The 14,633-nt window shown below is 36.7% G+C and carries 7 protein-coding genes and 1 pseudogene; 1 reads left to right on the plus strand and 7 read right to left on the minus strand.

The genetic code is table 11. From position 1 onward, the window contains the following. Positions 1–51: 51 nt before the first annotated feature. The 5 genes from IAI56_RS13570 to IAI56_RS13590 form a co-directional block, all read right to left on the minus strand. Positions 52–1,086 (minus strand): PorP/SprF family type IX secretion system membrane protein, encoded by a 1,035-nt coding sequence (locus IAI56_RS13570; RefSeq protein WP_187658382.1) that lies wholly within the window; start codon positions 1,084–1,086, stop codon positions 52–54. Between the two features lie 7 nt (positions 1,087–1,093). Further along, positions 1,094–7,759 (minus strand): PKD domain-containing protein, encoded by a 6,666-nt coding sequence (locus tag IAI56_RS13575; protein ID WP_187658383.1) that lies wholly within the window; start codon positions 7,757–7,759, stop codon positions 1,094–1,096. Between the two features lie 797 nt (positions 7,760–8,556). Then, a complete protein-coding gene (locus IAI56_RS13580; RefSeq protein ID WP_187658384.1) occupies positions 8,557–9,222 on the minus strand; it encodes a response regulator in 666 nt (221 codons plus the stop codon). A gap of 6 nt (positions 9,223–9,228) precedes the next feature. After that, positions 9,229–10,866: a tetratricopeptide repeat-containing sensor histidine kinase gene (locus IAI56_RS13585; protein ID WP_187658385.1), complete on the minus strand. Its 1,638-nt coding sequence runs from the start codon at positions 10,864–10,866 to the stop codon at positions 9,229–9,231. A gap of 49 nt (positions 10,867–10,915) precedes the next feature. Then, positions 10,916–11,086, minus strand: coding sequence for a hypothetical protein (locus IAI56_RS13590; protein WP_187658386.1), 171 nt, complete (start codon positions 11,084–11,086; stop codon positions 10,916–10,918). 340 nt (positions 11,087–11,426) lie between these two features. Between IAI56_RS13590 and IAI56_RS13595 the strand changes: the two genes are divergently transcribed. Then, positions 11,427–12,257, plus strand: a complete 831-nt coding sequence (locus IAI56_RS13595) for a hypothetical protein (RefSeq protein ID WP_187658387.1) — start codon at positions 11,427–11,429, stop codon at positions 12,255–12,257. Positions 12,258–12,963: 706 nt separating this feature from the next. Here IAI56_RS13595 and IAI56_RS13600 read toward each other — a convergent pair. Further along, positions 12,964–14,352 (minus strand): TolC family protein, encoded by a 1,389-nt coding sequence (locus IAI56_RS13600; protein WP_187658388.1) that lies wholly within the window; start codon positions 14,350–14,352, stop codon positions 12,964–12,966. A gap of 30 nt (positions 14,353–14,382) precedes the next feature. Next, positions 14,383–14,592, minus strand: a pseudogene (locus IAI56_RS13605) (efflux RND transporter permease subunit); the annotation flags it as partial. Positions 14,593–14,633: the final 41 nt, after the last annotated feature.

The raw sequence follows: 14,633 nt of genomic DNA on the forward strand, positions 1-14,633 counted from the left end.
CAGTTGGTAAAATCACTCGAAGTGACGGGAAGTGGTTTTGGGATTTAGGGATTACATTTTTTGGTATCCTGATTCGCCGTTTCGTTTTAGTTTTACTTTGTAGTTTTCGCAATCATCACATCGGTAGCTGGATTGCCAGGTTAGGGTTAGTTCATGTACACCTTGTGTTCTTCCTATTCTTGAAGTGTTTAAATCATAGGAATAGCCAAAGCTAAATTCACCTAGTTTAAACGCCATTACTGGGTTTATGGAGGTTATGAGATGGCTGTTGTCGCTTTTTGCCTGTGGATTGGTTGCTGCAATTACTCCTAAGCTAAATCGTGGAAAATCTAATACGGTTCCAATGTCTAGTCGGTTGTATTGTGCTTGTCGCATGTAGTTGGCGGTGAGTAGCAGTGTGGTGTCTTCGGGAATGAAGGTTGAAGGTGCATTTAGAAATTCAAAATAATAACCTCCGTGTAGAGAAAGCAGCATGTCTAGCGGCGCATTTCCGTTTTCTTTGAACGAGATGTCTGGTCGTGTTAAATGTTTTACTGATGCGCCAAACCAAGCGTTTTCTTGGTCGACAACAAAACCTACACTCATATCAAAGAAACCTACTTTGTTATTCAAACCTGCGAGACCTGGATCTTGCGAAATTGGGTTTATGGAACCATCGTTTATATTGATTTGGTCTTCGAGCAAAAGGTTTCGAAAGTTGAAGTCTTTTCTACCGTAGCCTACTTCTAGTCCGAAACGCATGCGCCAATCGTAATTTAAATCTATCCTGTAGGATGTAGCAGTATTGATTTGAAAGTAGTTATAGTTGGTAAAAACCTCATTGTGGTTGAGAACGGTTACACCCAATCCTATTTGGTCGTGTATCAAATTGTTGAAAAAACCGAATTGGGTATCGATTTTTCTATTGCCATCGGGCCATTGTCTTCGGTGAAGAATACCTGCGTTCCATGTGTTTGAAATTCCAGTGAAGGCCGGATTCATTTTTTCGGGCATTAAATAAAATTGGGTGATGACTGGATCTTGTGCTTGTACTTTATAAAAAGTGAAAGCGACTAATATGAATAGGGTAATTTTTAATTTCATCATTTGGCTTTTACTTGATTAGAACAAAGGTTTGATTTTGGTTTATAATACTTCCGTAGAATGTTTCGGCACTGACTTTGCTGTAATAATTTCCGTTTTCGGCATTTACTCCTTTTATTTTTCCATCCCAACCTAGGAGTACTTCTCCTTTTTCGGAATAGATTAATGAACCCCAAGTATCATAGATGTCGAGTTGGATGTTTTTTAATGCTTTGGTAACGGGTTTGTAGGTGTCGTTTTTAGTATCGCCGTTGGGTGTGAACGCCGTTGGAACGACAAGAATATATCCTTTTTCTACGTTTATTTCAAGTTGTTGGGTGTACACACAACCGAAAGGATAAGTGACTGTTTGTGTTACGGTGTAGGAATCTTTGACATTCAAATAGGTGTGTATCGGATTGACTTCTGTTGAAAAAGTTCCATCGCCAAAATCCCAAAGGACTGAAATGTAATCGCCTGTTATGGTGCTTTCAAATTGTATAGGATCGCCAATTGCAAACATGCCATAGTTTATAATTCCTATTGATGTGGGTTCAAAAGATGCAGTTCCAATCACTGGATTGTTCACGTCAACGGAAAAAGTAGTGGTACATCCAATAGCATCGGTTGCAGTTACAATTACAATTCCGTTTAATGGTGTACTCATAATTTCATTATTTGAACCGCTAACGTTTCCGCTAGACCATTGGTATTGGTATGGCGGAACACCACCAGATGCTTGTGCCACAAAACTTTGGTTTACTATTCGAGTAGTACAATTGGCATCGGTTTGAGTGATTACGGCTACTTCTAATGGTGCAGGTCTGATTAGTGTATATGTTTTTGATGTAGAACAACCATTGGCATCGGTTAGTGTTACACCATAATTTCCAGCTGTCACTCCTGATACATCTTCGGTGGTTGCACCATTGGTCCAAAGGAAACTATAAGGTAGTGTTCCGCCTGCAATAATCAAATCGATAGCGCCCGAACTTCCATTGGTACAATCTAGCGGATTGGTTACATTAGCTGATAATACAATTGCTGCTGGTTCAACAATGGTAAACGTTCTGGAAATGGTACAAGGTTTTGAGTCTGTAATTACTACGGAATAAATACCTGGAGGAAGATTGTTTCTAGAAGTTCCGGAAGTACTTCCATCGCTCCAAACTAAATTTACTGGAGCAATTCCTCCAACAAAATTGAGATTAATACTTCCATCATTCGCTCCAAAACAAGAGATATTGGAAACTACCGGAGCAACGTCAAAGATTGGCGGACTAGGAATGTTTATGGATAGTACTTTTATACATCCAATGCCATCCGTAACAGTGATGATATAATCATCAGGCGCAAGATTGGTAAGATTTAGCGTAGTTGCTAAATTACTCCATTGGTATAGATAGGGTGCAACACCCCCAGAAATGGTTACGTCAATAGTTGCATTGTTGTCACCATAACAAACTATTGGGGTTGTAATTGCATTGATGATGATTTCGGGCGATTGGGTTATGGTAACCGAAAGGTTTTGGGAACATCCTAAATTGTCGGTAACAATGAGGTTGTACACGCCTGCGGGAATGGCTGTAATATCCTCTGTCGTTTCTCCGTTTGACCATGCATAGGTATAAGGCGCAGTTCCTCCTATTACATCCGCATTTATTGCGCCTGTTGAAAAACCAAAACAATCTACATTGGTTTGGCTTACTAAGTTGACTTGAAGTAAAGGAGGTTCGGTAATTGTAAATGATGCTGTTTTTGGACCACAGTTATTGGCATCAGATACCGTAACGACATAAACTCCAGGTGCTAAATTGTTGATATCATCGGTTGCTGCAAATGGGAAAGTATCTTTTGTCCAATTGTAGGTGTAAGTTCCTGTTCCGCCAGTTACTGAAATGGCGATTGAACCGTTATTAGCTCCAAAGCAAGTGATGTTATTATTGCTGTCTGTTGTAATTACGATATCGTTTGGCTCGGTGATGGTATATGAACTTGTAAATGGACAGTTTCCTGTATCCGTAATCGTTAAGTCATAGTTTCCTGGCTCAATGTTTTGAATACTTGTAGCGATTGAAGAAAAACTATTTGGACCTGTCCAAGTAATAGTGTAAGGAGGAATTCCACCTGTAATGTTGGTTGTTATAGAAGCATTGTCCACATTAAAACAAGTATTGTTGGTTGCCACAACGTTTGGATTTATGGCAGGATTAACCGTTATGGTTACCAAAAAATTAGTTCCGATACAGTTTCCTGATTTTGGTGTAACGGTATAAGTAACCGTTGCAGGATTTGTAGTGGTGTTGATTAAATTTTGACTTATAGTTGTTTGCGGATTAGTTTCTGCAGTGGCATTGGTTATTGCTCCAACAGGATTGACTGTAGGAGTTGACCAAGTATAAGTTGTTCCCGTTGGAATTATATTTCCTCCCGCAGTTGTAGGTGTTATTGAAAACGATGTTGTGCTACAAATGGTTGCTGTTTCAGGACCGATAATTGGGTTTTGATTGATGATTACTTCTGCTGCAGCTGATTTAATTTCAGAACAGGTTCCCACAATTGTTGGAAAAGTGACTACGCAATAGTAATAAGTAATTCCGGCAGTTGTTGCAGGAGGATTGAAGGTAGCATTGTTCTCGCCTGTTAGTAGCGTTCCACCGCTGTTGCTATTGGTAGTATTTGAATACCATTGATAATTTGGGGATAGCGCATCACTATTAGTAACGATAACAAGTTGCGATGGCGATTGCGGTGGTGATTGCCCCAAACAAATAGTACTCGAAGTTAGTGTTGTAGTAAATGCTGGCGCAATATTGACCGTAATCATTGCTGCGGTGCTTGTTGCATTACATCCTGTTGAATTAGGTTGCGTTATAACACAGTAGTAATAAAAAGTACCTGCATTGGTTGTTGGCGGTGTAAACGTGTTGTTGGTTTCACCCACTAGCAATGTTCCATTTGCAGAGTCGTTATTAGTATCACTATACCATTGATAGGAATAGTTGGTTCCAATTCCGCCTGTTGCCGTAACAGATAGTTGGGTTGCTGTCTCTGATTTACATACGGTTTGAGAGGCTAATGGTTGCGTTGTAATTGTTGGGTCACTTACCACGTCAATTTGTGCTACGGTACTGGTTAGATTGCCACAACCGTTTGTATAGCTTATGACTACATAATAGTAGTACGTTCCTGTAGCAGTAAAAACGGGTGGAGTATAGCTTGAAGCATTTGAACCTACTGGTGTTCCACCTGTTGTGGTATTGTTAGTATTGCTGTACCATTGGTAGGTTGGCGTTCCTATTCCACCTGTTGGTGTTACTGTTAAAGGCGTTGGGATAGTTGCTCCTACGCATAGGCTTTGTTGCGATACTGGATTTTGGTCAATTGCAGCAGTTGGAATCACTGCAACTAATGCTGTATTGGTAGCAATAGTAGCACAGTTTCCTGTTATTGCAGGGAAAGTTAGCAAACAATAGTAATACAAACTTACAATACTATTAGTTGGTGGTGTAAAAGTCGAATTAGTTTCACCTGGTAAAAGAGTACCAGTTGTAGTGTCATTGTTTACATTAGAATACCATTGAAAAGTTGGAAAGCCACTTCCTGTTGACGCAGTAACACTCAAAATTGTTGGAGTGCTACCAACACAAACCGTACTTGGCTGGGGTTGATTTATAATACTAGGAGATGTATTAACTATTACTGCTGCTGTTTGGCTGTTTACAGAACAACCAGGAGTAGATTGTATTACTGTACAATAATAATATACTGTTCCTACAGTAGTTGTAGGTGGAATATAATTGGCTGTTGTTTCTCCTGAAATTAAAATTCCACCTGTATTAGAATTGGATGTATTTGAATACCATTGATACAAAAAAGCACCGTTGCCTCCAGAAGCCGATACCGTTAATGATATTGGTGTCGCACCTTGACATAAGGTTTGGGTAACTAAAGGTTGATTTGTAATAATGGGATCTGGGGAAACATCAACCTGAGCAATATTACTTGTTGTAACTCCACAATTATTTCCTGATAAAGAAATTTCAACATAATAATAGTACGTTCCTGCAGAAGAATAAACTGGTGGTAAATAGGATGCTGTTGTTGCTCCTAAAATAGGTGTTCCTCCATTTGTAGCATTATTAACATTTGAAAACCATTGGTATGTTGCCGTTCCAACTCCTCCGTTATAAGAAACTGAAAGTGCAGTAGGCAATGATACACCTACACAAAGTTCCTGAGATATTAGAGGTTGCGTTACTATAGTTGGTAAAGGATTTACGGTTACCGATGCTACACTTGAAGTTAATCCTGAACATCCTCCAGAAGCTAATGCAATCACACAATAATAATACACAACACCAACAGTATTTGAAGGAGGCATATAGGAACTATTAACAGCTCCCGATATTGCTGTTCCTCCCACAGTAGAGTTAACCGTATTGGCATACCATTGATAAGACGGTGTTACCGAAGTGCTACTCAAAGCCACTGATAATAAAGTAGGATTACCGTCTATACAAACTGTACTGGAAACCGGCTGTGTGGAAATTACTGGTGCGGGATTAACCGTAATTACATAATTTATCGGAGTTCCTACACAGTTATTAAACGATGGTGTAATTGTGTATGTTACTGTTCCATTTACTGTATTTGTTGTAGTAATAGTTTGTGCTGGAATAGTACTTGAAGTTCCGGAAGCAACAAAACCCATTACTCCAGCGGTTCCAACAGCAGTCCACGAAAATGTAGTTCCAGAAGGATTAGCTGTTAAAATAACAGGAGCCGTTTGGGAACCCGAACAAATCGTTTGAGATAAAATTGTATTTGTAATTACGGGTGCTTCATTTACCGAAAATGTTTGAGAAGCGGTATTGGAAACTCCACACTCATTCGTTACTGTTAATAAAACAGTATATGAACCTGCTGAAGTATAACTTATGGTTCCTGGATTTAGAGTATTAGCTGTTGCCGGATTTCCGCCAGGGAAACTCCAAGCATAAGTAAGAGTACTTCCAGTTGGCGCGCAAGAAGCTACTGTGGCAACAGGTGCGATATTTGCCGTTCCACAGAAATTGTTTATTGCAGCTATTGAAACTGTTGGTGGCTTTTTTACTGTTACTGTTTGAGAAGTTGTTGTGCTTCCACAGGAATTTGTAGTGGTTAATGTAATCGTATAATTTCCCGGTTCCGTAAAATTAAAAGAAGCATTTTGTGTGGTTTGATTAGGAATTGGTGTTGTCGATGTGCCACAATTTGTAGGTGAATAAGCAACAGACCATTGATATGATGGAGTTGCACATTGGTTTGCTAAGTTGGTAGTATTTGTTGCTGTAATGGCTTGTGGAGCACATCCAGCGTTAGTGTTTAAGGTAAATTGAGGAGTTAGTTGTGGTTGTACACAAATCGTTTTAGTTATAGTATCAATTCCGCATCGATTTCCTATTTTCAGGGTAATAGTATAATTTCCTGCGACTGAAAAAACAGGACAAATATTAGTTGAACCGCTAACCCAAGAGTTAGTATTTGTTGAATTAAAATCATTTCCTAATGTGCCACTTGCTAAAGAAAATCCTGTGGCTGGAGAAATTGACCAAATAAGTTTAGGCAAAGTACATCCAGAAGATGAAGCAGAATCTCCTCCAATTGAAGTATTTGTAATACATATTTGACTCCCAACACAAACACTTTGTTGAGGCAAACCAAAGTCTGCATCAGGTGCTGTTGATATTCTGATTGGCACAACCATAGCGGAAGACTGATCGCAAGGATTAACTGCTATAATATTTGCAAAAAAGGAATTAGAATATGTTGTAGGTCCAGATACACTTGTAGTTCCACATGAACTATTTAAAAAAGTGTGTGTAATAGAACTTGGTGGAGGATGATTGAATGTTGTTGGTGGTGAATTATCATTAAACGTTACTACATAAGTCGTTCCTGGAGGATTATTTTCAGTTCCTGTAATTGGGAAAGTTAATGAAGAAGTAATACAAACATCAGTGTTTCCTGGGTTTTCTAATCCTACAGCAGGATTATTTCCAACAAAAACTTTATAAATCTTAGTTATATTACAGCCATTTTGAGCTGAAATTGAATAGGTCAATGTCCACAAACCAACCTGATAAGTATGTGATAAACTTGTCCAAGTTGTACCTGTGAAATTAGGAGAACCATCTCCCCAATTTATGCTATAGTTAGTATTAGTTGCTAATGTTGAAGAGGCATTATTAAAGTCTAACTGAGTTGGTTGATTTGTACAAACTCTATAAGTGGGAAATCCGTTAAATACACTAAAATCAGCCGAAGAAGATAAGTCAGCATTTGCTTGAGGCGTAATTATCATTACTGTATTCCCATTAACATTGCTTACTTGAACTGGATTTGAAGAATCTTGAACACTAACCAAAGAATACGTAAAAGTACCTGCTGTTCCAGTGGGAGCAGAAACTGTAACTGTATTTCCCGAAGTTGTCGCCACTGTCAGATCGGGTCCATTATTTATTTTATAAGTAAACGTATAAGGTGCTGTTCCGCCGCTTCCAGTGAAAGTGATTAGTGGACTGGCTGCGTTTTGGCAGACAGTTGTTCCTCCAGTAATCGTAGCGGCTGGCGCAAGTGGTGCGGTGTTTTCTTTTGCGTTTGCATTTATGACAGAGGTTAGACAAAAAAATAGTAGTACGTATAGTTGCTTCATCCGTTTTATTTTAATTTGATATTTTTTAACAGTTCTAGGTCGGTTATTTGACAAAAGTGGTTAATTTATAGTTAATTACGAAATTATTTTGCTTTATTTCTTGTTGTTATAGGTTTTGTTTTGAATTCAAATTACAAATACCACCGGCAGGTTTCTAAATAATAGTCTTTGCCGATGGTATTGTTACCACAAATATTATTGACAAATATAATTTGTTGGTTTGGAAGTATTTTACGGGAAACCGTAATTGGGAGAGAAAAGATAATAGAAGTTGCTTCTCGATACAATTTTACCAACTAAAAATTGGCATTTTCAGTTGGCAAAATCACTCGAAGTGACGGGTGATGTGTGAATAGGTTGTAGGTTTTAGAAAAAAGAGAATAGAAAAAAGAGAATAGATTGAGAGGATACTGTTGAGATCGCTTCTCGATACAATTTTACCAACTAAAAATGGCATTTTCAGTTGGCAAAATCACTCGAAGTGACGGGTGATGTGTGAATAGGTTGTAGGTTTTAGAAAAAAGAGAATAGAAAATAGAGAATAGCGAATAGAGAATAGACTGAGAGGATACTGTTGAGATCGCTTCTCGATACAATTTTACCAACTAAAAATTGGCATTTTCAGTTGGCAAAATCACTCGAAGTGACGGGTGATGTGTGAATAGGTTGTAGGTTTTAGAAACAAGAGAAAAGAAACAAGAGAAAAGATAATAGAAGTCGCTTCTCGATACAATTTCACCAACTAAAAATTGGCATTTTCAGTTGGCAAAATCACTCGAAGTGACGGAAGGACGTGATTATATAATACCTAAATCTTTGGTGATGGCAATTAGATGGATGTTGTTGTTGGCTTTGAAGTAATCTTTTAGTTTGGCTACTCGTTTCTCGATTGTGGATTTGCTGTTTGGTGTGATGTTTAGGTGTTTGAAAAGGGTTTCCATTTCTTCTATGGCAACACCGTTTGCAAGATGGGAAAGCAGTGTAATGTCATAGTTGTCTATTTCTTTTCCTGTTTTGTCTTGCAACGCATGGGTTAGCTCGGGAGAAATGAAAGTTTTTCCATAGAGTAGTGTTTCGATTGCGGTTTTGAGCTGGCTGATGCTGTTTCTTCCTTTTTTTACGTAGCCATTGATTTGCGCTTCGTCAAAAAGGGTTTTGATGATATAGGGTTTGTCTTCTACGGAATAGACTATTATATTTATAGTGGGCTGGATTTCTTTGATTGCTTGAATAAGTTCTTCTCCTGACGCTATGGTTACTTCGCGATAGTCTTCTACAAAAGATAAATCGCTAATTAGCAAATCAAATGGTTGGTGGTCTTGTAGTGCTTTTTTGAATTTTAGAATGGCATCATCACAATATTTGGCATATTGTATTTCTTGAACTCCCAAATCTTTTAGTGTTTGTTCTACTGCTATATTGATACTGTCAAAATCTTCGGCTATTAGGACTTTTTTGTACATACTCTTTTAATTTGGGATGGTAATTTTTACTTTGAAACCTTTATTGGGTTCGGTATCAAATGTAATAGTTCCTTTTAGTGAATGAATACGGTTTTCCGCATTTTGAAGTCCATTTTTTAAATTTAACAAATTGGAGGTTCCAATTCCGTTGTCGGAATAGGTTGCTTCTATCCTATTTTTATCTGTTTTAATGCTGATTCCAACTAATGTACACTGACTATGTTTTTTCATATTGACCAATAATTCTTGGAACACTCTATGAATGGCTACTTTGATTTCTTTGGAAGTTTTTTGGTGCTGAAATCCATCTACATTTACAATCACATTTCTATCATCAGCGTTATAACTTGCCATCAAGGCTTTTAATTTTTCGAGGTAATTTTCCCCTGTATCAATATCTCTGTTTTCAGCTGATATGTTTCTGGTTCTACAGTAGATAGTGTCTAAATTTTCCAACAAGGCTTCTTTGTTTAGTGGATTTTCCAAGTTTTGGGTTTCGGCAAAAGCTATGGCATTGTGCACATCATTGGCTAGTTCGTCATGAAGTCTTTTGGCAATTCGACTTTCGGTTCTAAAGGCTGTTTCTTCGATTTTTTTACGATTACTTATTTTAATTCTGTAATAAATAAAAATAGCCAGTCCAATGAGTAGTACTATTCCAAGTATAAAATATTCTTTTAACTGCTTTTGTCTTTCAAGTTCTTTTGTTGCTTTTTTGGAATCAAACTTAATTTTTGCAAATTGGTTTTTGGCTATTTGTCGTGCTTTTGTTATGCTGTCTGACAAATGGATTTGTTGTAAGGCTAATTCTTTTGTTTGATTGGAGTCACTTGCTTCAATCATAAACTTCAAAGCTTCTAGTTTGTCGTCAGGACTATTCACTATTTGTGCAGCATTGAATGCCTTTTGGGCATATTGATAGGCTAGTTTAGGATTTGTTTTTTGAAAATACTCAGAAAGGTGGATTTGCGAAGAAATACTTTCGTTTACTTCCAACAAACTATTTCTCAAATTATTTGCTTCATTCAAAAGCGGAAATGCTTTATCATGGTTTATTTTGAAATAAGCATATCCTAAATTATCTAGAACTCTTGCATGCTGCGCTTTATTATACTGTAAAGAGTCGTCTTCTGCTATAGTTTTAAGTAATTGTATTGCCTTTTTGTAGTCTTTATTTTCGATGTAATTTACCGAAATATTATTTTTTATAATGGCTTTGTTACTACTACTAAGGGTATCATTATAACATTTTTTATAATATATAATCGATTCGTTGTAATCATTTAATTCTTGATAAATCCTTCCAAAGGTATTGTAGATATAGGTCAAATATTCAGGATTATCACAATTTTCATAGGCTTGCGTAATTGTGGTTTCGGCACCAGTGTAATCAGAATTAATAATTTGAATATCTGCCATAAGCATTAAAGCATAGGTTTTTTGCTTTTTATCCGTTGCTAAAATATTGGCTTTTTCAAAATAGTAGAAAGCACTGTCGTATTTTTGATTTTCTAAATATTCAGCTGCTTTTTTAATAGCATCATCATAATTGATGGAATTAAAATCAGTATCATAATCTGAGTTTTTCTTGCATGAAAAAATCAAAAGAATAAAAATCGGGAAAAGAAACCGCTTTAGTATCATTTCCCGAAATTATTAAATTTTATATAGAAAAAGTACTTCTACAAAAAAATTATGGTTTTTTAGGTGGTGTTGGAGGTGTTAATGGACTTGTTTGTCCACCAGTATCACCATCAGCATTTACAGTTTGATTGGCAACTTTTTCTTCAATTGCCTCAGCTTTACAAGATGTCAACGAAATAGATGACAATATAAAAAGTGAACCTAAAATTATATTCTTCATGATTTTAAAATTTAAAAATTGGACATAGTTTTGGCTGTCCGGATTCTGTCCGAAGCCATAGCCAGGGCAAATGCCTGAGCGTTTTTTTTGAGTACTCGATTGTTTTTTTTGGGAAGTGAAGTGTGTTGTTACAAAACCTTATTTTTTATACTTCCCGAACAAAAATTTCGGTTTTGTACAACAACACTTTTTTAGAACTAGTTTTGTACATTTGTTCTATCGCGATATAGAACAAGAACTAATTCTGAGACAAAGTAAAAGTGATTTTTGCCCAGTATTAATAAGGATTTCCGATGTTTCCGATATTTCCGAAAAATTCAGTTTAATTCATTTTCAAGACATGAAATTATCTCATATTGATTATCCAAAAGCTATCAAAAACAAGTTAAAAGAAGCTTGTTATGGTGAGTTTTCTAGTTATCTTTTGGATCCGAAATTGACTAGTTTGAGAACTATTTGTGAAATTATTGTTGACAGAGAACTATCTAAAGCAGATGAGAATACCTTTCGATTGTTTTTTAATGTTGCGAAAGAAGACGATTTAAAAAAAGGCATTCAGAAATTTGATATTGATCGTTTAAAACCAATACAATTTTTTATTAAACGAGAAAATTATAACGCTGGTGTCGAGTATCTGGAAATCTTAGCTATTATTGTTGATTTTAAACCAAGACCATTAAGTAATTTTATTAAAAATGGCAGTTTAGACAGCTCAAAATCAGAGGAAAATATTACTGATAGGAAAAATACTTTCATTGAACCCAAAGAAGATGAAAAAGGTTTTTCTGGAAAAAAGAAAATTGGGATTTGGATTTTAGCTTTTGCTGGGATGTTTTTAGCAGGTTATGGAATGAAAGAAATTATCTTGCCTGAAAAGCAGTGTATGCTTTGGAAAGGAAATCATTATGAAAAAATAGATTGTCAACAAGAGAATTTAGGGTTCATTTCTGAAATTGTTATTCCTTTTGATGAGAACGAATTTGAACTCCGAAAAATTAAAGTTTGCGATACGACTACTTTTTTTAAAAACGGGAAAGCTATTGTTTGGTATGGCAAAAAAGATGGAACAGTAACTTTTTTCAACCAAGATGGACGAAACCCAGAGAATGGTGATGAATTGAAGGAGATTACAAAGTATATGATTGACAAGTATGTTGGTGATTGTAAGTGATAGTTTTACTCACTTTGCTCATTTATAATTAAATATAGATTTGAAGGATTGGTGATGATTTTTTCGCTTTGCTTTTTTTTTACCGCTAATTCACGAATTGATACAAATTATTTTCGCTTTGCTCATTGTTTCTTTTAACCATTTAGGAATTTAAGGGCATTTAAGATTGGTCGCTTTGCTCCTGGATTTTTTAAACACAAATTTCACAAATTAACACAAATTATGTTCGCTTTGCTCGTGGGATTTATCGCTAAGGCGCTGAGACGCTAAGTTTTGACACGGATGTCTCGGATTGGTGATGATTTTTTCGCTTTGCTTATTTTTTATCGCGAATTCACGAATTGATACAAATTATGTTCGCTTTGCTCATTGTTTCTTTTAACCATTTAGGAATTTAAGGGCATTTAAGATTGGTCGCTTTGCTCCTAGATTTTTTAAACACAAATTTCACAAATTAACACAAATTATGTTCGCTTTGCTCGTGGGATTTATCGCTAAGGCGCTGAGACGCTAAGTTTTGACACGGATGTCTCGGATTGGTGATGATTTATTCGCTTTACTGGTTTTTTTGAGATTTGATTTTGGGTTCCCGCCTTCGCGGGAATGACAGTTTGGAAGGCAGAAAATAGAAGGTAGAAGTTGGGAGTTTTGTGGATAAAAAAAACCAGCCAAAAGGCTGGTATGTGTAATACTATTATTGCTGTGTTTAATTTCCTCCACCTAAGGCTTTGTATAATTGTATCACTGCGTTCATTTGTTTGTATTTGTTATCAATATAATTGATTTCGGTGTTTAGTGCGTTGTCTTTGGCGGTTAATACTTCTAGGTAGTTTACCATTCCGTATTGTAATAGTTCATCTGAATAATTGGCTGCTTGGGTTAAGGCTTCCAACTGGTTTTTGCGGATGGCTAGTTTTGAGGTTTCGTTTTCATAACTCGCCAAGGCATCTGACACTTCTTTACCTGCAGCTAAAATGGCTTTTTCATATTGAAGGTAGGCTTTTTGCTGATTGGCTTTGGCTATTTCTAAACGGGTTTTGTTTTGACGTTGAGCAAAAACTGGTTGTGTTAATCCGGCGATTACTGTAGCAAAAATAGAATTGGTACTGAACCATTGCTTAAGTTCTAGAGCTTGTAAACCGCTAGTAGCGTTCAAGGTTAAGGATGGATAAAAAAAACTGCGCGCTACATTAGTTTGTTCAAAAGAACTTCTAAAGTTTAACTCCGCCGAAACCACATCAGGACGTTTACTCAAGACCGAAACTGGAAGTCCGGCACTGACATGTGCCTCAATTTTTTGGGTTTCAAATGCAGAACGATTTACGGTTCCTGAAACTTTTCCTAGCAACTGCGAAAAGGTATTTTCAAGTACTTTTCTGTTGAATTCCAAATCTTTCAATATGATTTGGGTAGCATATTTTTGCGCTTCGGTTTGTTTTACCGCTACTTCGTTTACATTTCCGGCTTTTTTTAATGCTTGGATTACCTCAACACTTTCGGTCCTGTTCTCGAGTGTTTTGGTCACTACTTTAATTTGTGCATCCACCGCAAGCAATTGAAAATACAAAGATGAAACGGTTGCAATCAATTCGGTTTGGACGGCTTGTTTAGCTGCATTGGATTGAAGTAATTGTGCTAAAGCGGCTCGTTTGGTGCTTCGTATTTTTCCCAAAATATCGGCTTCCCAAGATAATTTTGCTGATAGTTCATATTGGTCTAACGAACTGAATAATCGTCCAAACTGGCTATTGCTGGACAATTCTTGATGCGTTAGCGAAGCATTTGCCGTTACTGAAGGTAAATAACCTGCTTTTCCTTGCTTGAAGGTTGCTTCAGCCGCTTCGATATTTTGCAGTGCAATTTTTAGGTCTAAATTGTTTTGCAAGCATTCGTTGATGTGTTGTTGCAAAATAGTATCAGTAAATAATTTATTCCAAGGCACCGATGCTATTGAGGTTGTATCCGTACTTTCGGTTCGGAATAGATTTTCGGTGGTTCCTTTTGGCGCTTCATAGTCTTTGGCTACAAAACACGACTGCATCAGCGTCATGATGGCTACAAAAAGTACACTTTTGATTATATATGGCTTTTTCATTTTTATGCTGAATTTTTCAGTATCTAGTTATTAATTTTCTTCGGCTTCTAATTCCGATTCAGGTAAAATGTTTTTTGGTTTACCGCTAATTCGCTCTTGTAAACCTTGGAACACAATAAACAACACCGGAATTACAAATACTCCCAAAATAGTTCCTATTAACATTCCTCCAATGGCTCCTGTTCCAATGGCTTTGTTACCAATAGCTCCAGCACCTTGCGCTAGCACAATGTCATTAAGTTAAGGGTTTAATTATTTGAAAATCAACAGTTTAAAATTGT

This window comes from Flavobacterium macrobrachii, from assembly GCF_014486675.1.
In the GTDB taxonomy this organism is placed as follows: Bacteria; Bacteroidota; Bacteroidia; order Flavobacteriales; family Flavobacteriaceae; genus Flavobacterium; species Flavobacterium macrobrachii.